Below are 24116 nucleotides of genomic sequence, written 5' to 3' on the forward strand. Positions count from 1 at the left end.
TCACTAAATAAGAAAATTTTGCTGTTAGTATAAAAAATCATTAAAAGTTTAAATTATAAATACGATTTTTTAATCGGATGCTCACTAGTAATTTTGACAACCTTGTTTTTTAATGAACTAAGTAGTCTTTGTCCTGCTTTGGTATCTGAATTAATAAGGTGTATATTTTTTAAAGCTGTATCAATAATGTCTGCTAATAATGCTCATTGTTTAAAACCACGACTAGTCATAGCAGCAGTACCAAGGCGGATTCCACTTGCTAAAAAAGGTGATAGAGTATCAAATGGAATAGTATTCTTATTTGCTGTAATATTAATTTTATGTAATACTTTTTCGGCTTCTAAACCGTTTATTTGATAGGTTTTTAATACATTAATCATAAATAAATGATTATCGGTTCCTCCACTAATAATTACTGCTCCACGACGCTTGAATGCATCGCAAAAACGCTTCGAGTTATTAATGATATCTTTAGCATATTGCTTAAATTGTGGTTGTAATGCTTCGTAGAAAGCAACTGCTTTACCAGCAATAGCATGAAACAATGGACCACCTTGATAACCAGGAAACACTCAACGATCAATTTTTTTAGCCAATTCAGCATCATTAGTCATAATTATTCCCCCACGACCACCTCGTAAAGTTTTATGAGTTGTAGATGTAATAATATGTGCATAATTAACCGGAGATGGAAATACTCCACCAGCTATCAATCCTGCTAAATGCGCAATATCTGCAAGCAACTTGGCACCGACTTTATCAGCAATTTGCCGAAAACGTTTAAAGTCTATTAATCTTGAATATGATGAATATCCACAAATAATCAAATCCGGTTTTTCTTTAATAGCTAATTCTTCGATTGCATCATAATCTAATAATTCATCTTTGGATAAATCATATGAAACTGATTGATAAAAAATCCCACTAAAAGAAATTTTATATCCGTGAGTTAAGTGTCCACCACTATTTAAGGATAATCCCATAATTTTCCCACCTGATGGTACACAAGCAGCAATAGCTGCAGCATTAGCAACTGAACCAGAATAAGGTTGTACATTTGCATATTTAACACCATACAATAGTTTTAAACGATCAATAGCAGCTTGTTCGATCACATCTACATTTTCACATCCACCATAATAGCGTTTGTTAGGATATCCTTCTCCGTATTTGTTTGTTAACACACTTCCTTGTGCCTTTAAGACATCTTCAGAAACATAGTTTTCGCTTGCAATTAATTCGATGTGGTCCTCTTGTCTTTGTAGTTCGTTATTGATCGCATCGGAAACAACTTTATCATGTAGTTTAATTTTTGAATACATTTTTTACCTACTTATTAAATTTTTCATTTAATCTTTGTATAACTTCATCATTTGCACTAATTCTTAAAGTAACATTGCGAGTATTTGTTTGTTGATAATTATCAATTTGTTGGATGTCATAAATTTGACCAAGACATCTTAAATTTGAAACAATATTACCTATATAATTGGTATTTTTAAGTGTAAAAGTTAAATCAAGAGTTTTTAATGGTCTTAAATCTACTGGGATATATTTAATCTTATTATTTGCTTTTATATCCATAAATTCTGCATAAAAAGCATTTGTTTGATCATATTTGGGATGGATTTTTCCAATTCATCCGATAATCGTATTATTGTATTTTATATAAGCAGAAACATTTGGATGAATATAATCATTATCCTTTAGTGCAGTAAATTTAACATCAAAACCTAAGAAATTAATAACATCTTGTTTTAGTTGTTCGAAAGTCTTTGTTGTACTCGCAAGTCCTCAAACCATTATATTTTCTGAAATCATTCCATATTCAAAAATGTTAATATTGCTCATTTTACGCTTTTGATTGTATGCTACAACTTCTGAAAGTGATGTAATAATCGAATTACGAATGCATTCGCGTTCTTTTGAAATAAAAGTCATTAAATTGATTTGTTTTTCAAATGAAAAAGGATTTAATTTATTTTTTTCTTTTGAAACAAGAGTAAAGGTTCGTACTTCATTATATCCTTGGTGCTGAAAATATGATTTAGAATTATTAATTTTTTGTATATGAGCAGGAACAGTTTTAATTGGTTGTGGTTTGAATTTTGCATATGAATAAAATCTAAAAATTTCTTCGATTATATCTTCAAAAACTTCTATATCATAACGATATTCAGGGGTAGTTATTTTATTATTTTCAAATCTAAATCCAAGCGAAGTTAGTTTTTTTAAAGCATTATCAAAAACATTTATTTCATTTATACCTGCATATTTCTTTAAAAGTTCTGCATTATATATAATGCTTGTTTGCTTATGATAAATAATAGGGTTAATTATTTGTGAAATCTGTAAATTTTTGCAATAAAAACGAATAAATTCCATCGCAACTGAAGCAAGGTAAGCAGTTATAACCCTTGAACCTTGACTTGATGCAGTTGTGCTTATCCTTATTTCTTTTGTGCTGTGACGAATGTATTTAGGATCAAAAACACCTACTTCAAATAAATAGTTTTCTGTATCTAAATCAGTTTTTGTGGTTTCTAGACCGATAACAGAAGCAAGTGAAATAATATTGCTGTCATCTGAAATAGCTAAAACATTATCAACAGCAACTTTTTTACCACCTAATATCTCAATCTCACCAGAATACAATTTTGCAGTAATATTTTTTTGTAGTTTTGCAGCATTATAAACGTGTACTGGAACACCGATATTTATTAATGTTAAATTTGTCAGGTTAACACTTCAATCAAATAAAGAAGAAATATCGTGTTTTGCTAATAAAGTTTTTTCGTAAATACTTGTTTTTAATTTTCCTTTTATTTCACTAAAACTAAGATTTTTTGCCATTCCATTGGCTGCTTTAAAATCACTTATAAAATTTGGTTCTTGTTCTTTTGATTCAAAAACAAATTTAGTGTTAAAATATGCAGCAAGTTCTTTAGCAAGAATAAAATATGAATTTGCATCATTGCGGTTTGCATTGATTGCTATTTCGATTAGATAATCATCGATATTTAAAAGTTGCATTGGATCATCATTTATGCTTGCAAAATCATTTGGTAAGACTAACAACTCATCTTTTTTTGACAGTAAGTCTCATTTATAACCTAATTCTGATCAAGATGCTAACATCCCTTGTGATGGATAACCTTTAAGTGTTTTTTCACCAAAGATAATTTCACCTCTTTTTGCACCAACAGGAAAACAAACAACTAAATCACCTACCTTTAAGATTCGATTAGTTGTTTGGATTGTAATTTGTCCTTTTTTAGTTTTTAATTCAACAACATCTAAACGATCAGAATTTGGATTTTTGAAGACATTAATAACTTTTGCAAATAAAATACCTTCTATATTAGCAAATTTTCTCACATCCTCAACTTCAAAACCTATTTCATTTAATGCGTTTGTAGTTTCTTCTGCAGTAAGTTTGATATCTGGTAAATAACTATTTAGATGTTTTAGTGAAACGAGCATTAAAAACCTCCTCATGTGGTAAATTTCAATCAATTTCTGTTTTATTTTGTGTTTTTAAAAGATGATTAATTTTTAAAAATATTTGTGAATTATTAAATCCTTTATTAAATGACAACGGTGAAGGATGTGAGGATTTGATGATATTTTGTTGTTTAATTTTATCGAAGTTAGATAAATTATATACAGTTTCTTTTGCTTGTTTGCCTAGTATAACAAAAATTATATCACTATTTGCCTCGATGATTTTATCTAGGATTACTGATGTAAATTTTTGTCATCCGATATATTTATGTGAATTAGGTTTACCTTTTATAACTGTTAAAACTGTATTCATCAATAATACACCTTGCTTAGCTCAATTAACTAGTGAATTAGTTTTTATGACAATATCTGGATAATCTTGTTTAAGGACTTTAAAAATGTTTGCTAAACTCTTTGGTGTTTCGTCTTTTCAACTAGAAAAAGCCAATCCGTCTGCGCTATCATCATTATAATAAGGATCTTGACCTAGAATAACAACTTTAGTTTCATTAACTTGAAAAAATTCAAAAGGCTTAAATATGTCGATTTGGTGTGGGTAGATGGTTTGGTTATTTAATTCTGCTTCTTTTAAAGAATGAAAAATATTATCAAAATAACTTTCTTTACCTTCTTTTTGTAAGATTTGTAAAAAACTATCTTTCATTGCTAAATTGCTCCAAAATTCTTAAATCATTACGATATAAATCCCTAATATCATTAAATCCATATTTAATCATCGCAAGTCTTTCGATTCCTACACCAGCAGCAAAAGCATTAAATTTAGCATCAAATCCTGCCATTTGTAGCACTTTCGGATGCAGCATTCCAGCACCTAAAACTTCTATTCAATGATTTTTATAAAACATATCTACCTCCACACTAGGCTCGGTAAATGGAAAATAACTAGGACGCAACCTTATATCAATTTCTTCTTCCAAAACATAGGATAGAAAGGATTTTAAAGTTCATATGAGATTTGGAAAACTAACGTTACCAACACAAACAAAGTCGAGTTGAGTAAACTGATGTGAATGAGTAGCATCATCTTCATCATTTCGATACACCTTACCTAATGCAAATGTTGAAATTTCGATATTTTTATTTTCGTGTAGAACTTTTGCAGTAATTCCAGTATTATGAGTTCTTAATAATGTTGTAGCATTTAAATAAAGTGAATCATGCATTGCTCGAGCCGGATGATCGATGGGGATATTAAGTTTCTCAAAATTATATAAATCAGAAACTATTTCACCACTTTCTTGCTGATAATAACCATGCTGAATAAACCAAGTCATAATGCGTTCTTCGATTAATGTTATCGGATGCAAGCTACCAGCTTTGTAGACAGGTTTGCTAATATCAATAAATTCTGAGTTTATTTTACGATCTATTTCTATTTTTTCCAATCTTTCTTCAGCATTTTTAAAAAACTCTTCATATGTTTTCTTTAAATCATTAATTTGTTTACCGATTTGTTTTTTTTGTTCAACTGGTGCAGTTTTTAGACTTTGTTGTAGTTGATATATTTGTCCATCTGATGAATAAATTTTAGCTTTTGCTTGTTTAAGATCTTCGAGTGTATTTATATCTTCAAGTTTTAACATTATTACTCCTTTTTATAGTGTTTTTTTCATTCTGCTTTTAAATTGTTTCAATATTCTAAAATGTTTTGTTCATTTTTGTTGCTGCTTGGAATGTAAAATTTAGTATTTTGTAGTTGTTTTGGTAAATATTGTTGATTATTTCAATGTTTAAAATAGTCATGTGGGTATTGATAACCAATTCCATCACCTAATTTTACTGCAGATTTATAATGTGAGTCTTTTAAATAAGATGGTATCTGGTAAATGTTACCATTTAAAATGGTTTGCTTAACTTTATCACGTGCTAAAACAACGGAATTACTTTTAGGAGATGAAGCAAGTTCGATTATTGCTGATGTAATAGCAAGTTCCCCCTCAGGGATACCTAGTCTTTCAAAAACTCTTATGGCTGCTTCAGTTTTTGCACCTACCATTGGATTTGCTAATCCAATATCTTCGTATGCAACAGCAAGCATCCTTCGAAATAAACCATCATTATCACCACTTTGTAAAATTAAAAAACCATAATATAATGCAGCATCAATATCACTACCACGAAGTGATTTGTGAAATGCTGAAAGGTTATTATAGTGAGCACTTTGTTTATTATCGCTATAAAAATTGATATTTGGTATTATAGTTTTTAAGTCATTTTTACTAACTTCTTTTCCATCTTTTTTTAATAGTGCAAGTAATTGTAAGTTATTTATACTTGCTCTTAAATCACCACTTGAAAAAGCTGCTAAATTGACTAAATTTTCCTTGCTTATTTTTAAATAAGGATAATTTTCTTTTATAATTTTCTCTAGCATTAAAGCGATATCTTGAACATCTATTTTATTAAACTGCAAAATCTGCATTCTGCTACGAACAGCAGGAACAACTTTAAAATAAGGATTTTCTGTTGTTGTAGCATAAACAATTATTTTATCAAACTCTAAATAAGATAGTAATATATCTTGCTTATCACGATTCAAACGATGGATTTCATCGATTATTATAACATCGCAATCATCTAAAATTTTTATTAAATCTGATTTATTATCAATCGATGCATTAAAATACCCCGCTTTTAAATTTAACTCATTTGCTAAAATAAAAGCAGTTGTTGTTTTACCTGTTCCACTTTCACCGAAAAACAAAAAACTAGAAGTAATTTTGTTTTCAATTACTTCCTTAAGCAATTTTTTAATATGATTTTGACCGACAATATCATCTAATTTCTGTGGTCTCAATAAATTTGCTAAATTTTTGTTCATATATTATTTTATAATTATAACGATTTTTTGATTTTTATAGGTGTTAAAGAACAAAATTATTTTTCTTGTGTATAAACTTGTGGATAATTTAATAAAACGAATGTATAAATAGAACTTATTATTGCCATACTATGTATATTTTTAGTTTTTTTAAAAAAACGATGGATGTAAAATTGTTCATAAATAAAGAAAAAATTATCAACAAAAATAAATTAGTTTAAAATTAAATTGCTATGTATAAATCAAAATTAGACATTAAAGAAACACAAATAGCTATTCAAGATCTTAAACAAATTTTTCAAGCAAATATTAAGGTAGCATTAAACTTGACTAGAGCAACTGCACCGTTATTTTTAGATGCAAAAACAGGACTAAATGATGGTTTATCAGGTGAAAAGGCAGTCTGATTTAATCCAAAAGATTCTAATGTTCGCTTAGAAGTTGTGCATTCGTTAGCAAAATGAAAGCGTCATGCATTAAAACAATATCAATATTTAGATGGTGAAGGTATTTATACTGATATGAATGCAATCCGTCGTGAGGAAGAGCTCGATTCGACTCATTCATATTATGTAGATCAATGAGACTGAGAAAGAATTATTTCCCGTAGTGATCGTAATTTAAATTTTCTAAAAATGATTGTAAGTAAAATTTATGATGCTGTTAAAGCTACTAAGTATGCATTGCAAGAAGAATTTCCAAAACTTACTGATAAACTTGCTGAAAACTTATTTTTTATTAGTGCTCAAGATTTAGAAGATTTATACCCAAATTTATCACCTGAACAACGTGAAGATGTAATTGTAAAGGAAAAGGGAGCTGTTTTCGTTTATAGCATAGGTGAAAATCTTAAATCAGGTATAGTTCATTCAAAACGTGCATTTGACTATGATGATTGAAAATTAAATGGTGATTTGTTGGTGTATTCTTATGTTTTAGATAAAGCAATCGAGTTATCATCGATGGGAATACGTGTGGATGCTGAATCGATGTTAAGACAATCGAATATGCACAAGGAAGACTTGTTAAAACTGTCACCATTTCATTATAAAATTCTTAACGATCAATTACCATTAACTATTGGTGGTGGAATCGGTCAAAGTCGTTTAAGTATGTTCTTGCTTGAAAAAGCACATATCGGTGAAGTTCAGTCAAGTTATTGACCAAAAGAACACATCGAAGAAATGAAAGACAAAGGTATTGAATTGTTATAAAAATATGTTTTTACCTATGATATAGGTAAAAACATTTTTATTCTAATTGATCGTCGACATCTGATTGTTGATTTTGTGGTTCTTTGTTTAAATTTTGATTAATTAATTTCAGTTGCTCTAAAATTAATTCATCTGTGGTAGGTTTAACTACATCAGGTTCTACTGCAACAGGTGGATTTTTCTTTAATCTATACCTTTTGATACCAGCTTTTATTATAAAATATGACATTAACATAATAAATAAGGTGAATGAAATGATTACAAAATTAATAATTGCACCTAAAAATTTCCCGTATTTAATACCTTTTCACACTAAACTTTCTAAGTCTTTAAATTTATCACCAAGGATATTATGTGCAATTGCAGACATAATAACATCGTTTGCTAATGAAGAAACTACTGCATTAAATACTGTCCCAGCCAAAAAACCAACGGCAAGTATAATTAAGTTACCTTTTTTAAAGAATTTCGATGCTTCTGTAAATGATTCATAAAGTAAAGACTTCTTATTATCTTTTTTATTCATTGCTTCCTATCTTAATTTAATTACATCAACTGCAACTATTTCATCATTGTCTTTTAAATTAATAATACGAGAACCTTTAGTTTGACGTGATGATTTAGGTATTTGTGTAATTTGTGTTCTAATAGTTATCCCTTGTGAAGTAATTATCAATAATTCATCTTCTAAACTTACAAATCCTGCATAAATAAGATTTCCAGCTTTTATATTATCAATTCCTACAAGACCTTTAACATTACGTTTAGTTAAATTATATTCACCTTCATCAGTAAGTTTTCCATAACCTTTTGAACCAAGAGAAAGCACTAAATTACCATCACGGTTCGATGAAGCAGATACAACATATTGATTTTCTTCAAGTTTTATTGCTCTTACACCGATGCTATTACGACCTAATGCTCGAATATCATCATTTTTAAAGATTGCAATATTACGATAGTTATTTGCAACTAAAATATGATCTTCATCAGATGATAAGAATGCACATACTAATTCATCTGCATCAACTAGTTTGAAGGCAATAAGTCCATTGCGACGAACAACTTTAAAAGAAGCTATATCAGTTTTCTTAAAGATACCAAACTTTGTTACAGTAGTTAAATATTGATTTTGCTCATAATCATCAACACTAATAATAGAAATAATCTTCTCACCATTATTAACATCTAAGGTTTCTAAAACATTAATGAAAGGAACACCTTTACTTTGTTTGGTTCCTTCAGGAATTTGGTGTCCACGAAGTTTATATGCTCTACCGAAATTTGAAAATAACAATAAATCAGTATGGGTTTTTGCTTGAATAATCATTGCGATATCATCGTCTTTATATGTTTTCATACCAACCGAACCAACTCCACCACGTTTTTGTGTGTTATATTCATCTAAGTTAATACGTTTTACATAACCATTTACTGACGTTGTGATTACAATATCATTTTCAGGGATTAAATCTTCTTCAGTTATTTTACCAGCACCAGAAATATCAATTTGTGTGCGACGAGCATCATTAAATTTTGCTTTAATTTCCTGTAGTTCACTAATAATTAAATCAATTAATTTATCTTCGTGTGCTAATATATTTTTATAATGAGCAATTTCAGTTAATAAATTTTTTAATTCTTCTTGCATCTTTTCGATACTTAATCCTGTTAAACGACGCAAATTCATATCTAAAATTGCTTTAGTTTGTCTTTCGCTTAACTCAAAACGCATACTAAGCTTTTCTTGTGCAATTAAATCAGTTTTGGATGATTTAATGATTGCAATAACTTCATCAATATTAAAAATAGCAATTTTTAAACCTTCTAAGATATGTGCACGTTCTTCAGCACGGGTTAAATCAAATTTTAATCTACGGGTAACAACATCTTTTTGATGTTTTAAATATTCATTAAGAGCAGTTTTTAATGTAAGTAGTTTCGGTTCACCATTGACTAATGCGACTAAATTAGCACTGTATGCAGTCTGTAAATAAGTTTTTTGATATAACTTATTTAAAATAATATGTGGGTTGAATCCACGTTTAATATCAATCACAATGCGAATTCCATCGCGATTTGATTCATCGCGTAAATCTGCGATTCCATCAATTTCTTTATTCTTATGTTGTTCGACAATTTTTTGAATTAAAGTGGTTTTTTTAATCGCATATGGTATTTGTGAAACTATAATTTGTGATTTACCATTCGCTTTTTCTATAATATTAGTTTTAGAACGAACTATAATGCTACCACGTCCTGTTTCATAAGTATCAATAATCCCACGAGTGCCTAAAATTATTGCTCCCGTAGGAAAATCAGGACCTTTTATATGTTGCATTAACTCTTTGGTGCTAATATTAGGATTTTTGGCTAAAGCAACTGTAGCATCAATAGTTTCACCTAAATTATGTGGAGGGATTTCGGTTGCCATACCAACAGCAATACCAGATGAACCAGATACAAGTAGGTTTGGAAAGCGAGAAGGAAGTACAGCAGGCTCTTTTTCGCTTGCATCATAGTTATCCACAAAATCAACTGTTTCTTTTTTTATTCCTTCTAGCATTTCAGCAGATAACTTAGACATACGAGCTTCGGTATAACGCATCGCAGCAGCTTGGTCGCCATCGATTGATCCAAAGTTTCCGTGTCCATCAACTAACGGATAACGCATTGAAAAATCCTGTGCCATACGAACCATTGCTTCATAAACCGATGAATCACCATGAGGGTGATATTTTCCGAGTACATCTCCTACGATACGGGCTGATTTGCGGTGTTGTGAACCAGGAGTAATACCTAATTCAGACATATCATATAAAATTCTACGGTGTACTGGTTTTAGTCCATCACGAACATCAGGGAGCGCTCTAGAAACAATAACACTCATAGCATATTCTAAAAAGGATGTTTTCATTTCATCATCGACTAGAATTGGATGCAAACCGTCTTTTGATTCGCTGATGATTTGTGATGAAACTTGATATTCTGCATTATTTTGTGGAATTTCTTCTTCGTCTTCTTCTATTATTGGTTCTTTTTTCTTAAAGACGATGTGGTTATCTTCTTCATAGTCATATTCTTTAATTTTTGTTTTTTTCTCTTGATCTTCTGCCATATCCTCTCCAATTTAATAAATTAAAAATTTATTAAATTATACACAATTTTTTGTTTAAAATTATTATAAGCAGCTAGAATTAAGTATTTTTTTGTCCCTGTGAACAAGCAAAAAAGAGAAAATTACGAATTATTTTCTCTTTTTTGCAATTTTTCTTCTTGTAATCTAACTAAATTTTTCAAATCCTTAACTTCCTTTAAAGAAAGTGGTCTATAGGTTCCAATTGGCATTTTTTCTACTGTGATTCCTGCATATTCAAGTCTTTTTAGATTGATAACTAACTTATCTACCAATTTAAATAATTCTTTAACATGATGATATGTTCCTTGTGTTAAAACAACAAAATAACTTTTTGGTGAATCGCTTCCACAAGGGATAACATCCTGCACACTTTTAACTCCATTAACTTTAACTATTGAATTAAGTTTCTTTAATTCTTTTACACTAAGTTTTTCGTTTATTCTCGCTCGATACACTCTGGGGATTTGATATTTTGGATGCATTAATTTATTTGCTAAATCACCATCATTTGTCATTATTAGTGCCCCAGTAGTATCATAATCAAGACGCCCTACAGGAAACACTTTATAAGGAACATTCATTAAATCTATCACAGAAGGTCTATTGAAATTATCTTTTAAAGTTGTAATAGTTTTAGTCGGTTTGTTTAAAACATAATAAACTTTTTGTTGTTGAAATATAGGTTTATTTTTCACAAACACATTATCGCCAAAATCTGCTTTATCACCTAATTTAGCTACCATACCATTTACTGTTACATAACCTTTTTCAATTAATGTTTCTGCTTCACGTCTTGATGCGATTCCGGCTTGTGAAAGTAGTTTTTGTAATCTAATTTTTTCCATTTTAATCTTTCATATATAAGTTGTATAAATTTAGTGATTCATTAGAGAATTTTACACCTTTTGAAATATTAAAATCATAGGTTTGTTTTACAACTTCTTTAAATCCAGCATCTAAATTAGTTAACGCAAGATCGCGTAGTTTTTGAATTCCGGCAAAACGTCGTCCTTGACAAATTTTATCGGCGATAAAAATAATTTTATCTAACTTGCTCATATTCGGATGTAATTGGGTATGATAACGAACAGCTTGTAAAATCACTTGATTTTGTAGCATATATCCATGCTTTAATCATATGTATGAACAGATTTGGTGTAAAAATGCTGGATTTTCTTCTTTAATATCTGGTTCAAACTCTTTAATTGCTTGCAGCGATCTTTTAACATCCCATTCTTTTGCAATATCATGTGTTAATCCTGCAATATAAGCATCCTTAGCAGGATAATTATGAGCTTTAGCAAGTTTGACAGCAAAATCAGCTGTTGCTACAGAATGCTTGGCACGCAAAGCAGAAAGGCTATTATGAATAATTTGTTCTAAATATAAACCATCTTTTTGAATGTAGTTTAAAACTTTTTTATCTACATGCGATAGCATTCCGTTTTTAAAATCACTTGATGCAAAATCATAAAGAGGGTTATTTAACAAAATTCCATTATATTTTTTTAAGTTAATTTTATTAATGTTTTTATCACGACGAAATACGGTTATTTGTGTGAGTTGAGAGATAATATCAATGTCTTTTCATTTATTTAATTTTGGTAAATTATCACTACCAATTAATAAAAAAAGTTGATCATTAGGATATTTTTGCCTTAGATATTTTACTGTATCAATGGTATATGAGACATTATTTCGCTTAATTTCAAAGTCACATAATTGCATTTTCTCTTCTAAAACCAGCTGAATCATTTCTGCTTTTTGATATGGTTTAACTAATTTTGTTTTAGACTTAAACGGTGATGTAAAAGTCGGAACAAATAGTAGTTTATCTAAATTAAGTTCTTTAATTGCATATTTTGCAAGCTTTATATGACCAATGTGAATTGGATCAAATGAACCACCATATATACCTATTTTCATAATTTACCTCTTAAAGACACCTACTTCAATTGAATCAGATTGTCCCCTTCTTTTTTTAATTCGTTCGATGTTATAGTCCGCCAAAGTTTTTAAACTCTTCATTTTCATTTTTGTATTCACTTTATTAATAATTTGATCTACAATGTAGTTAGATTTACATACTTTTGGTGTTTCTAAAATACTTAAACTACGGTAGTTTTCAAAGGAATTGATTAAGTTTGATACACGGATGCTGATTCCGATGATTTTGGTATCTAAAAAATTATCATAAAAAAGTTGCTTACAATATTTAATAATTTCATCTGCTTCATTGATAAATTTTTCAACTACCATATGTTTTGCGATTCAACCATCACTAAATGTTCGTACACCAAAGCTAATTTGATTACCTAGTTTATATAATTTTTGCAACCTTCTTGATACTTTTTGTGCTTGTATTGCTATATTTTGCAAAATATCTTCAGTGTTTATGTCTTTTTTGTTAAAGGTGATATCGTGACTAATCCCTTTGACTTCAGGAATTTCATCACTAACATCTGAATCAGCAAAATAATTTAAAGCATCTATGAATTTAAATCCGGATGTTTTAAGAATTGATGTCAGTCTTATATCATTATAAGTTAATGTTGCTAAATCCCCAATGGTATTTATTTCAAGGTTTTTAAAGTGATCACCAAGTTTTTCTCCGATACCGTGAAATTTAGTAATCGGTAGACTAAAGAAGCGTTCTTGATAGTTTTTGCTATTAGTTACAGCAATTCCTTTTGGTTTAAATAAATTAGTTGTCATTTTCGCATAAAACTTAGTTTTAGAAATTCCAATACTAATAGGGATTTTAAAGTTGTTTTCGATATCATCTTGCAATCTTTTAGCAAGTTGTAAAGCTTTTTCATCGCTATCAATGCTGCTATGAACTTGGATGTAGCATTCGTCAATTGACCCGACTTCAAATTTAGCAGCATAGAACTTTTTAATATATCTAAAAATCGTATTTGAAGTTGCAATATATAAATCAAAACGAGGTTGTTCAATGATTGCTTTTGGTTCTTTTTTTAATATTTCTGATATTTTTGCCCCCGCTTTGATACCAAGTTGTCTAAGTTCATAACTCACTGAAACAGCAACCGAATGGATTCCTTTATTTGCAATCGCTACTGGTTTATTAAGCAAATTAGGTTTTAAAGTTCTAATAGCAGAAACAAAATATGAATCAAAATCAATGTGAAAAATATAAGGTCTAGACATCTTTAAATGCTTTAGTTATCATTAATGTGCAATGAATGCGATTTGGTTGACTTTTGATGTTATAAAAAACTCATAAATCACCTAATAAATCCATATGTTCATCACTGATATTTTCACCATTAACAAATTTGGTGAAAATATCTACTAGTAAGTCGATTTGTTCTTTTGTTTTGCCTTTAACAGCATCTAAAAACATATCAGCACCTGCTAAAAAAGGTGCGCATCCGAGCCCATCAAAACTTGCATCTATTAGGATGTTTTGATCCCATTTTAAATCAACTAATAACTTATCCGAACAACTAGTGCTATAAAAAACATTTGATGTATCAAGTTTTGTTTTATTCTTTGGTTTAAGATAGTGATTCATTATCGTTTCGCGTGCTATATTCGGATTAAAATGCATAAAAATCACCTCCATTTGCTAAAGCATCAATTAATTTATCAATATCTGAATAATTATTATAAATACCTAAAGAAATTCTTAAAAACGAGTGTTCTTTGATGATATTTCTTATATAAGGAGCACAAAAAATCCCAGCAATTGTATAAATATTTTTGCTTCCCAAATATCCTGCAGCATCTTGTGCATTAATTCCTTTAACATTAATTAATGCGATAAAATCACCTGGTTTACTTGAAACAGTTATATTAGGTAAATTCATCAGTTTTCTGTGTAAATAAAAAGATAGATCTTTTAAAATTTCTTGAGTTTTTTGATAACCTACTTTGTCAAAAAACTCAAGTGCTTTATCAAACATAAAAAAACCTGCAATATCAGGGGTTCCTGGTTCAAATGCATTGATGGTATCTTTTAAAACCCATGATGCATCTTTATGAACTTCTGTAACACTACCACCACCAAATTTTACTGGTTTTAACTTCTTTAAAAGTGTTTCCTTAATTGCTAAAACACCCATACCGGTAGGACCGTAAAACTTATTTGTGCTAAAAACAATGATATCTGAATCATTTAATGAAACTTTTTGATGACTAATTGATTGTGCAGCATCGTTAAAGACATAAATATTCTTTGAATGTGCTATTTGTGATATTTTTTTGATGTCAAAATTTTGATTAAATGTGTTATTTTCTTGAGCGAATGCTAGAATTTTAATATTTTTAAAGGTTTGCAAATCTTCAAGTAAATTATTACTAATATGGATTTTGCATCCTATTTTTTTTGACACTTCAATTCACGGAATAAGGTTTGAAGAATGATTAAAAGCATTTAATAAAATTACATCATTTGGTTTTAATATATGCGAAAACATATTTACAAACAAATTAATCGATTCAGTTGTTCCACTGGTAAAGATTATTTCATGATCCTTACTATCAATTAGTTTCGCCACTTTATTTCTAACAGATGCGATTTTTGAATTCACTAAATTTCCAAGTGGCGTGTCAGCTGTTCTTGAAGAAATTGAGATATTTTTATAATAGTTATAAATTGCATTTGTTGCAGAAATCGGTTTTAAAACCAATGCAGCACTGTCAAAATAAGTAATTTTATTAAGGATTGGGAATTGCTTACGAATCCAGTCATTCATTATAACAACCTCCTTAATATCTTAATCAAAAATATATTATAGTTAGGTATTTTTTTAAATTCATCTAAAAAATCATAGTAATAACTGCGTTTTTTATTATTAAAAGCTATCTCATTTTGAATTTCATCAAAAAACGAACATGTTTTAATAAATTTATGCTTTTTGTTTCTATAAATAAGTTGTAAAAACATATAGATAAAAAAGTTTTTAAGCATTAATTTATTTGTGTTTTTAACTATAAAACCTTGTAAAAAGTTATTTATAGTTGCATTAAAACCATTAAAATTATTTTTAATTTCAATTCATTGTATTTTCGATAAATCATATTTTTCAATAACATCTAAATCAATAAAGGTTTTGAATATAAAATTAAATAAACTTTGATGCTTTAAAAAAATATATTTTAATAAAGTTTCATTAGTTTGCATTTCTGCTTTCAGAATCGAGTACAATGACCGCTTTATAAAAATTCTCTAAAATAGCATTGACAAATTGATATAAAAGTTCGTCATTAGAGGTTTTGTATGACTTAGATGGCTGTCCAAAATATTCTTTAGTAATAATCACGGCTTCATTTATTACAATTTTTGGTTGTATAGAATAAAGTTCTACACATGCATTTATTAATATTGCACGAATAAGTGGACTAAGTCGTTGTCACGGTCAATCCTCGTTTAATAACTTCTGCAGTATTTTTTTAACAAAAACAACTGAATTTTTGACTTTGATAAAGAAAAGTTTTTGTTCAAAATTTATTTGAAATTCATTAATAATAGCTTCAAGGTTATAAGGAATATCAAGTAATTCATGTTTATAAATAATTTCGATGTTTTTTATTCTTAATGCATGCCTAGAAATATTTTTTACTGCCATCTTTACCTCGGATGATTTTATTTTGCTATTATATCATAATTTACTTGATTTTTGGTATAAAAGGATGAAAACAAGCACCTTATGTGCTTGATTTTAACTTTTAAATTATGATAAAGATTCTGCTAATAATTTCTGAACTTGTTCTTGGTTTTCACATTCAATTGCTTTTTGAGCAAGTTGTTGCATTTGTTTATAAGAAAGTTGATTTACTAATTCTCTACTTGCTAAGATGTTACTTGCTGACATTGAGAATTCATCTAAGCCTAAACCTAATAAAATAGGTAAAGCATTACGATCACCAGCCATTTCTCCACACATACCAACTCATTTTCCGTGCTTATGTCCACCGTCGATGATATGTTTAATTAATCTCAAAATCGATGGATTAAGTGGTTGATATAAATAAGAAATATTTTCATTCATCCGATCTGCAGCCATTGAGTATTGAATTAAATCATTTGTTCCAATTGATAAAAAGTCAGCATATTTTGAAAACATATCAGAAAGTACTGCTGCAGCAGGTGTTTCCATCATCATACCTACTTCAATTTTATCCTTTGCAGCAATGTTTTTATTAGTTACATAAACTTCATCATATGCTTGGTTATAAAGTTCTTTTGCTGCTAAAAACTCATCAACATTAGTTATCATCGGAAACATTATTGCAACTTTACCAAACTCACTTGCACGAACTAATGCACGAAGTTGAGTTTTGAAAATATCTGGATTTTGTAGACAAAAACGAATTGCACGATATCCTAAGAAAGGATTCATTTCTTTCGGGAAAGCAAAGTATTTTAAAGTTTTATCCCCACCGATATCTAGTGTTCTAATCACTACTCTTTTACCATTCATTTTTTGTACTGCTTCTTTATAAGCTAAAAATTGTTCTTCTTCAGTTGGTCAGTGATCATTATCCATATATAAAAATTCTGATCTAAACAATCCAATTGCTTCAGCATCGTTATCTAAAACGTCTTGTAAATCTTTTGGAGAACCAATATTTGCAGCAAGTTCAACATGGTGAAAATCAGTTGTTTGTGAAGTTTTTCCTTTTAAGTTTTTAAGTTTGTTTAAATATTCTTGATATTCTGTTTGTGCTTTTAAATATACCTTTTGTTCTTGTTCAGTAGGGTTAATAATAACAGTTCCTTTTGATCCATCTAAAGCAATTACATCACCGTTTTTAGTATATTCCATTACTGAATTTGTTCCAACAACTGAAGGAATTGCTAAACTACGAGCCATAATTGCTGTATGCGATGTAGGTCCACCAATATTTGTAACAAATCCCTTAACGAATTTTTTGTTTAATTGTACAGTTTGTGATGGGCTTAAATCTTCGGCAACAATTACAACTTCAGAATTAATTGATGTTAAATCTGGTTCTTCGATATTGTTTAAAGCAAATAATAACTTTTTAAGCACATCCTTGATATCTGCAACACGCTCACGCATATATTCATCATCGATACCTGCAAACATATTCGCAAACTCTGTATATACTTCATTTACAGCATATTCAGCAGTTAATGATTCGTTTTTGATTTTATTTTCAATACTTTCCTTAGCAGCTGGATCCATTACAAATCCAATATGTGCATCAAAAATTGCCGCATGTTCTGGATCGCTTGCTAAACTTTTAGTATGCTCAAGTTTTGCAATCACTTTATCAGTTGCATTAGCATATGCTTTTAATTCTGAATCTATATTATTTGTATTTTTAGTAATTTCAACAGGTAATTCTTCGATTTTGAATACCTTAGCGATAGCAACTCCACGAGATGCTCCGATTCCTGTAAGTTTCATATTATCTCCTTTTTGCTTGATATATGATGTTGATATTTTATACTTTTAAAAAAAAGATTATATTAAATTAATTTGTAGTTTTAAAAAAGTATGTAAATAATTCCAATATTAATATAAATATATTTATTTAATATTCTAAATATTATATTTACTAAATGATAAAAATGAAAAATCATCACTTTTGTTTTAAAATTTGCTAAAAAAGTGTATTATTTAGTTAGTTGCCTTAGTGGTGGAATGGCAGACACTGCGGACTCAAAATCCGCCGGAGAAATCTATGCAGGTTCAAGTCCTGTCTAAGGCACCATATAATCAGCATTGCTGATTTTTTTATTAGGAGAATAAATGCAAGCAAAATATCAAGAATTATCTACCAGACTAAAAAAATATATGTCAATTGAAGCGATGTCTCGATTTGAAGAGCCGGTAGTAGATGAACTCAAAAGTAATATAAAGGGTTTTGAAGTTTCTAGAGATAAATTAGGTTCAGTGATTTTTTACAAAAAATCAAAAGTAGAAAATGCTCCAAAAGTAATGATTGCTGCACATATGGATGAAGTAGGATATATGGTTCGCTTAATTGCTGATAATGGTAATTTAATGGTAACAGCAATTGGTGGACTATGACCTTCTGTTGTAATTGGAACTAAAGCAATTGTGGTGAATTCGCAAAATCAAAGATTTACAGGTGTTTTTGGACACACCAGCATCCATATCCAAACAAACGAATCACTTAAAAATGCAGTTAAGACTGATGATCTATATGTAGATTTAGGTTTTAAAAGTAAGCAAGAAGTTTTGGATGCAAAAATCGATATTGGAGATAAAATTTTCATTAGTGGTGAATATGTAGAACTTGCAAATGATTTAGTTGGTGGTAAAGCAATGGATAATCGTGCTGGAGTTACAGCATTAGAATTTATAGCTAAAAATATCGCTGATTGACAATTAGAATGTGATGTCTATTTAGTCGGAACAGTTCAAGAAGAGGTTGGAACTCGTGGAGCTAGAACATCCGTATCAATTATTAATCCAGATGTAGCATTTGCAGTCGATACAGGTGCTGCACACGATACAACTGGTGCTAAATCTGGTACACCAGTTTGTGGAAACGGAGTATCAATTTTAGTAAAAGATTCTGGAACCTTACCAGATGCTAAATTAATTGAATATCTCTTTGAAGTTGCAAAAAATAAACAAATACCTGCATATAAATATGTAGCAGGTGGTGGTGGAACCGATGCAGCAGAATTACAATTTGCACTAGGTGGATCTGCTGTAATGACTATTTCAATTCCACAAAGATATTTACATAGTCCTATTGGTGTTGCATCTTTGGTAGATATCCAAGCAACAATTGATTTAATGACAGAATTCTTAAAATCTTATTCACCAAAAATACACTCAGAAAAATTAGCATATAAATAGTCGGTTAATATCCGACTTTTTATATGCATATCAAATAAAATTCAACCATTTTTATAAAAAAGTATTATACTATACAAAATTTCAATATTTGTTTTTAGATATTAAGTTATCACTTATATATCTAAAATAAAAGCAAATAAAAAATGATATTTTAATGAAAAATTGCACATAATTGTTATTAAAATATCTATATATGCTATAAAAACAAAAAAATTATAAGGATTTTGATATCATTAAATTATAAAGGAATCATTATGCGAAAAAAGAAATTTAGAAAATATATAGTTCCTACTTTTTTAGGTTTTACAACAGTTTCTGCTGTAGCTTGCACTAATCCAAACACAGAAGTATATGAAAAAAAACAGATACATCTTAAAAGTGTACAAACTCAAAGTACATCAGATTCAGTTACAATTAAAGCATTTTTAGATCATCCAGTTTCTTCAAATGGTTATTTTTCGTTAGTTTATAATAATCAAAATGTTAACGGAACCTTATCAGTCGATAAAAAATCCGTTACTTTTATCATAAACGGTTTATTTTCTAATAAAATATATACCTTTGATATTAAATACAATGGTAAATCATTGAAAACAGCAAAGTTACAAAACCAATTTTTATTCAAAACTAAACCACAAGATAATGTAGAACAACCACAAACACCTAAAAATAATGAACAAACTCCCCCCCCAACTTCAGGTGAGGAAACAACACCAGGGAACCAACCATCAACACCTAATCCATCAGATCCTGAAAAACATAATCCAGAAAATCCTGGTGATTCACAAGAAACAAATCCTAATCCAGGAGATGTCGAACAGACCACACCACCAGGTAACCTTAATTTAGATGGTAATCAAAAACCAAATAATTCATCAGAAAAAGAAAATAACCCAAATCCTAAAAAAGATAATTTTAGTATCTCAAATGTATCGTGAAGTAATGTTAATGCAACCGATGCTACATTAAATTTAAATTTTTCTAATCATACACTTGCTGATGTAAATAAAAACAATCTTTTAATAACCATTTCAGATGGACAAAATCATACTCAAAATCTTTTAATAACTGAATCTAGCACTTTATCTACAACTTTTTATTCACTTAAACCGAATACAACTTATACCTTAACATCCGTATCATTAAATGGGAATTCTTTAGCTCTACCAAGTAGTAATTTATCATTTACAACATCGCAACAACAAATTGAACCAAATACACCAACAAAAGAACAAAAAACATATCATGTGCAAAATTCTAGTATTTCTAATATCCAAAGCGATAAAGCGCGCATCAATGTTTCATTAGATACATCACTTGATGCATCAGATAATGTCACATTATCACTACAGGATGCAAACGGACGTCGTTTAGATTTTAGCAATCCAGCTGTAAATAATACTAATCTAATTTTTGATGTTTACAATCTTGCATCACATACAACATATTATCTTGATAACATCCAAATTGGAAGTCAAAATATATCTTTAAATAATCAAACTTTTACTACTAGTGATAACAGTGTGCAATTTAATGCATTGAACTATAGTCTTTTAGATTCATTTACTAAATACGATGAACAGGTAAGTAAATTTAATGTTAAGGATAACTTACATATTAAAGAAATATCATTGATTAATAATAAAATGTTGTGGTTTGCTTTTGACCATTTACCAACTTCTAAAAACAATGATTTCAAATTTACCTTTAACGGACAAAATTACACAACTAAATATAATGGAACATCACAAAATATTTTAGTTGATGTAAGTAATGGTAATTCAAACAATACTATTTCTAACATAATGTATGCAAATCAAGCAGTAGTGTTTAGTGGTAGTGTTAAAGTTATAAATAAAACAGGAACAACTGCTACATCTAATGTAAGTTCATTTAGTATTAACAATAACAAAGTTAATGTTAATGTAAGTTATTTACCTAATCAAAGCAATGATAAATATCTTATTACTATCAAACCTGATGTAAATGTTTATGATGCAGATATAGCAGTTGTTGGAACTTATAAAAACAGACATATTGAATCTGAAGGCATTATTAACTTTAATCAAGGATACAATAAATACATTATTACTGATGTCACAGCATTAAATAACAATTATTCTTTTAATGTTCCCGAAGAAGTTGCTTGAAGTTCAAATCAAACCTTTAATCCAACTATTACAAAAATACAATTTGCTCTTTCAGATGCTTCTACTAATACATATGTAGGAGCAATCAACCTTAATGCTACCGATTCAGAAGTCGAGCAATTTAAAAACAAATATGTTAAACTTACTTTTGTAGACTTAGTGCAAAAGAATACTCCGGCTGATACAGACGATAAAAAACGCAGTTATGGGTATTCATCAGACGGTGGAGATTGATTTCAACGTCAATTTCGCCAAGAAAACACTAAATCAGTGTTTTTAAACTTTGATGAACTTAAAAAGTTTTCTTTCACTGGACTAACCGAAGGAATTACTTGAAAACTAAATCAAGTACAAATTGTTAATAAATATGATTTATCATCTGTTATAGATTATGATGATGAAGGAAAAGATGGTGATAGCAAACATCGTAAATTATCTTTAATTCAGCAAAGTGGAACAACTGAGTTAAAACCAAGTTTAGATGTTTCTAAAAATGCTTATTCAGATGCTTTGGGAACATCTTTTAGTCAAACTAATTTAAATATAACTAATAATTCGCAATATCAAGAATCACAGTTAACAGATAATACCAGTGGAAATGTACCAAAATCTATCCCTTTTAATTGACATAACTATATAACATTAAATAATGCTTATTTAAAGAACACTTTGTTTTTAACACATTATAGCAGTGATATTAATACTTATGTAGCAACAGCTTATACACAATACAATAATCCATTACCTGTTATAGAATTTGATAATCATAAAGAATATAATTTTGCTGCAATGAAAGAAAGTGTTCTAGATAAAGAAATGAATGAAAATTCTAATAGAACTGAAGTTTATGTTGAAAAAGACATCCGAAATTTCAAAAATTTAGATAGCAATAAAGAAGCAATTATTAATTTTAGCTTTGTGGCAAGTCCAAAACAAGTTAATTTTAGACAATTTTCTTTTGGTAGTTTTGATTGAGCAGTATCTTTTAGTTGAAATAAACTTAATGCAGCAGCTAACAAAACTATTTCTGATATCAAAATAAAATTCTTAGGAAAAACCGAAGATTTATTAAAGAAGATTGGTAGAAAAATTGATTCAAATGACAGTTATCATTTAACATTGACTGACCAACAACTTGAAGATTTGATGAATAAACATCTTAAAGCACAAGTATCATTAAGTGGCGATAAATTAAAAATCTCGTTAATAGCTCGCGAAGGGCATATTAATAAAGATATGTATATACATAATCTTTCTTCAAGTTATTCAACATTTGTTGATAAAACTTGAAATTATTTGTCGATTATGTATTTAAAAAATGGACAACCACTTTCATTTACAAATGAACACACAAAGGCAAAAAATCAATTAAAAATAGATGGATTTGAATTTGATAAAGAGACAAAATTTAAAAGTATTGGTTATAATGATGATTCTTCTGGACCTGTTAATATCGAAGTTACAACATGATATACAAATTCTTCACCTCGAAATACAGTTCAAGATGATGTTATAACACGTTCTTTTGGAACTTGATGGGGGACAGCTTGGATGATTGGTAAAGTAGATCCAGATAATGAAAATGATAATCGATATTATTTTGGAACAAATATCCATGTACCTGTATTAAATCCTGGATATATATCTGCTCCAAAACCACATACTTCTAAAGAAGATGTTAGCTTATTTTTAGGTGGTTATTGATCTAATACTGGTAATTCAATTTTTTGGACATCTGATAATAATGACAACAAGAGTATGGATGGTAGTTTATCAAATGTTGCCGCTAAAAACAGAACTGATTTTAAAATTCACATCATTGATATTACTGAATTGATAAATTATTATAATCAACATAAAAGTGATCCAAATAAAGAAAATGATCCGAAATTTAAAACAGCTGAACATATCTACAAATGAAAGAGTCTAAAACATAATAAAGTATCTAAAATGGGCCGTTATATCCACCCATATATGTATTATACAATGTATATGTCTTCTTTCCCAGGTTCTACTACATATAATACTAAAAAGAATATCCAAGTTCGTCAAAATTTTATTGGTGACATCTTGTTTTATCCAGGTGATAAAGTTCCAAATGCTAAAACAGAAAAAGTTGGATTTATTAAACGTTTTAAAAATTCTAGTGGTGAGATTATTAATGTTAATGCTAATTATCAACTAACAGGTGGTTCATCAGGGACAGGGTTATATGATCATGAAGGAAACTTTTTAGGAATTCATGCTAATGAAGAAAATGGTGAAGCATCTTCATATTTACTATCTTCACAAAGAATTAATTTCTTTGGTGAATTAAATGATTATAATAATGGTTCATTTGCTTATAAAGTACAACGTTTGAATCGTTTGTATCCTAAGAAGCATAAAATGCTTGATATCTTCAATGAATTTGAAAATCCAATTAAAAAATAGGAG

General features: G+C 29.0%; 18 protein-coding genes and 1 tRNA gene. 4 read left to right on the forward strand and 15 right to left on the reverse strand.

From position 1 onward, the window contains the following. Nucleotides 1-53: 53 nt before the first annotated feature. From glyA to ACXYRK_RS01055, 5 genes are read right to left on the reverse strand one after another with little or no spacing between them, the layout of a single operon-like run. Nucleotides 54-1322, reverse strand: a complete 1269-nt coding sequence (glyA, locus tag ACXYRK_RS01035; protein ID WP_458597419.1) for a serine hydroxymethyltransferase — start codon at nucleotides 1320-1322, stop codon at nucleotides 54-56. 7 nt (nucleotides 1323-1329) lie between these two features. Next, nucleotides 1330-3483 carry a phenylalanine--tRNA ligase subunit beta gene (locus ACXYRK_RS01040; RefSeq protein WP_458617616.1) on the reverse strand — a complete coding sequence of 718 codons (2154 nt, stop codon included), beginning with the start codon at nucleotides 3481-3483 and terminating at the stop codon, nucleotides 1330-1332. After that, on the reverse strand, nucleotides 3455-4168 hold the full coding sequence (locus tag ACXYRK_RS01045) for a uracil-DNA glycosylase (RefSeq protein ID WP_458617618.1): 714 nt from the start codon (nucleotides 4166-4168) through the stop codon (nucleotides 3455-3457). The genes ACXYRK_RS01040 and ACXYRK_RS01045 overlap by 29 nt, the downstream gene beginning before the upstream one ends. Then, complete coding sequence (gene pheS / locus ACXYRK_RS01050) at nucleotides 4158-5108, reverse strand: phenylalanine--tRNA ligase subunit alpha (protein ID WP_458617619.1); 951 nt, start codon at nucleotides 5106-5108, stop codon at nucleotides 4158-4160. The genes ACXYRK_RS01045 and pheS overlap by 11 nt, the downstream gene beginning before the upstream one ends. Before the next feature lie 2 nt (nucleotides 5109-5110). Continuing rightward, the gene (locus ACXYRK_RS01055; RefSeq protein ID WP_458617621.1) at nucleotides 5111-6346 is read right to left on the reverse strand and encodes a replication-associated recombination protein A; all 1236 of its coding nucleotides are present in this window, start codon (nucleotides 6344-6346) and stop codon (nucleotides 5111-5113) included. Between the two features lie 233 nt (nucleotides 6347-6579). On the opposite strand from ACXYRK_RS01055, the gene asnA reads away from it, so the two are divergent. Then, nucleotides 6580-7560 (forward strand): aspartate--ammonia ligase, encoded by a 981-nt coding sequence (asnA, locus tag ACXYRK_RS01060; RefSeq protein ID WP_458617623.1) that lies wholly within the window; start codon nucleotides 6580-6582, stop codon nucleotides 7558-7560. A 37-nt stretch (nucleotides 7561-7597) separates the two neighbouring features. Here the strand turns inward: asnA and ACXYRK_RS01065 are convergent, their stop codons facing one another. From ACXYRK_RS01065 to ptsP, 10 genes are all read right to left on the reverse strand, one after another. Continuing rightward, nucleotides 7598-8086: a large conductance mechanosensitive channel protein MscL gene (locus tag ACXYRK_RS01065; RefSeq protein WP_458597411.1), complete on the reverse strand. Its 489-nt coding sequence runs from the start codon at nucleotides 8084-8086 to the stop codon at nucleotides 7598-7600. Between the two features lie 6 nt (nucleotides 8087-8092). Further along, nucleotides 8093-10678: a DNA gyrase subunit A gene (gene gyrA / locus ACXYRK_RS01070; protein WP_458617625.1), complete on the reverse strand. Its 2586-nt coding sequence runs from the start codon at nucleotides 10676-10678 to the stop codon at nucleotides 8093-8095. 122 nt (nucleotides 10679-10800) lie between these two features. Beyond that, nucleotides 10801-11544: a pseudouridine synthase gene (locus ACXYRK_RS01075; RefSeq protein WP_458617627.1), complete on the reverse strand. Its 744-nt coding sequence runs from the start codon at nucleotides 11542-11544 to the stop codon at nucleotides 10801-10803. Nucleotide 11545: 1 nt separating this feature from the next. Next, on the reverse strand, nucleotides 11546-12625 hold the full coding sequence (locus ACXYRK_RS01080) for a nicotinate-nucleotide adenylyltransferase (protein ID WP_458617629.1): 1080 nt from the start codon (nucleotides 12623-12625) through the stop codon (nucleotides 11546-11548). Between the two features lie 3 nt (nucleotides 12626-12628). Further along, on the reverse strand, nucleotides 12629-13870 hold the full coding sequence (locus tag ACXYRK_RS01085; RefSeq protein ID WP_458617631.1) for a Y-family DNA polymerase: 1242 nt from the start codon (nucleotides 13868-13870) through the stop codon (nucleotides 12629-12631). Further along, nucleotides 13863-14273, reverse strand: coding sequence for an iron-sulfur cluster assembly scaffold protein (locus ACXYRK_RS01090; protein WP_458607215.1), 411 nt, complete (start codon nucleotides 14271-14273; stop codon nucleotides 13863-13865). Before ACXYRK_RS01090 ends, ACXYRK_RS01085 begins: the two co-directional genes overlap by 8 nt. Next, a complete protein-coding gene (locus ACXYRK_RS01095; RefSeq protein WP_458617633.1) occupies nucleotides 14263-15420 on the reverse strand; it encodes an aminotransferase class V-fold PLP-dependent enzyme in 1158 nt (385 codons plus the stop codon). The genes ACXYRK_RS01090 and ACXYRK_RS01095 overlap by 11 nt, the downstream gene beginning before the upstream one ends. Then, on the reverse strand, nucleotides 15420-15848 hold the full coding sequence (locus ACXYRK_RS01100; protein WP_458607213.1) for a hypothetical protein: 429 nt from the start codon (nucleotides 15846-15848) through the stop codon (nucleotides 15420-15422). The genes ACXYRK_RS01095 and ACXYRK_RS01100 overlap by 1 nt, the downstream gene beginning before the upstream one ends. After that, entirely contained in the window at nucleotides 15838-16293 is a 456-nt protein-coding gene (locus tag ACXYRK_RS01105) for a transcription antitermination factor NusB (protein WP_458614548.1), read from the reverse strand. The genes ACXYRK_RS01100 and ACXYRK_RS01105 overlap by 11 nt, the downstream gene beginning before the upstream one ends. 105 nt (nucleotides 16294-16398) lie before the next feature. Then, nucleotides 16399-18102: a phosphoenolpyruvate--protein phosphotransferase gene (ptsP, locus tag ACXYRK_RS01110; RefSeq protein ID WP_458617635.1), complete on the reverse strand. Its 1704-nt coding sequence runs from the start codon at nucleotides 18100-18102 to the stop codon at nucleotides 16399-16401. A 223-nt stretch (nucleotides 18103-18325) separates the two neighbouring features. Here ptsP and ACXYRK_RS01115 point away from each other — a divergent pair. The 3 genes from ACXYRK_RS01115 (at nucleotide 18326) to ACXYRK_RS01125 (ending at nucleotide 24113) form a co-directional block, all read left to right on the forward strand. Next, nucleotides 18326-18409 (forward strand) — tRNA-Leu (locus tag ACXYRK_RS01115). A 38-nt stretch (nucleotides 18410-18447) separates the two neighbouring features. Then, nucleotides 18448-19530 carry a M42 family metallopeptidase gene (locus ACXYRK_RS01120; RefSeq protein ID WP_458617636.1) on the forward strand — a complete coding sequence of 361 codons (1083 nt, stop codon included), beginning with the start codon at nucleotides 18448-18450 and terminating at the stop codon, nucleotides 19528-19530. A 254-nt stretch (nucleotides 19531-19784) separates the two neighbouring features. Beyond that, a complete protein-coding gene (locus ACXYRK_RS01125) occupies nucleotides 19785-24113 on the forward strand; it encodes a hypothetical protein (RefSeq protein ID WP_458617638.1) in 4329 nt (1442 codons plus the stop codon). Nucleotides 24114-24116: the final 3 nt, after the last annotated feature.

Source organism: Mycoplasma sp. AC1221, assembly GCF_054353815.1.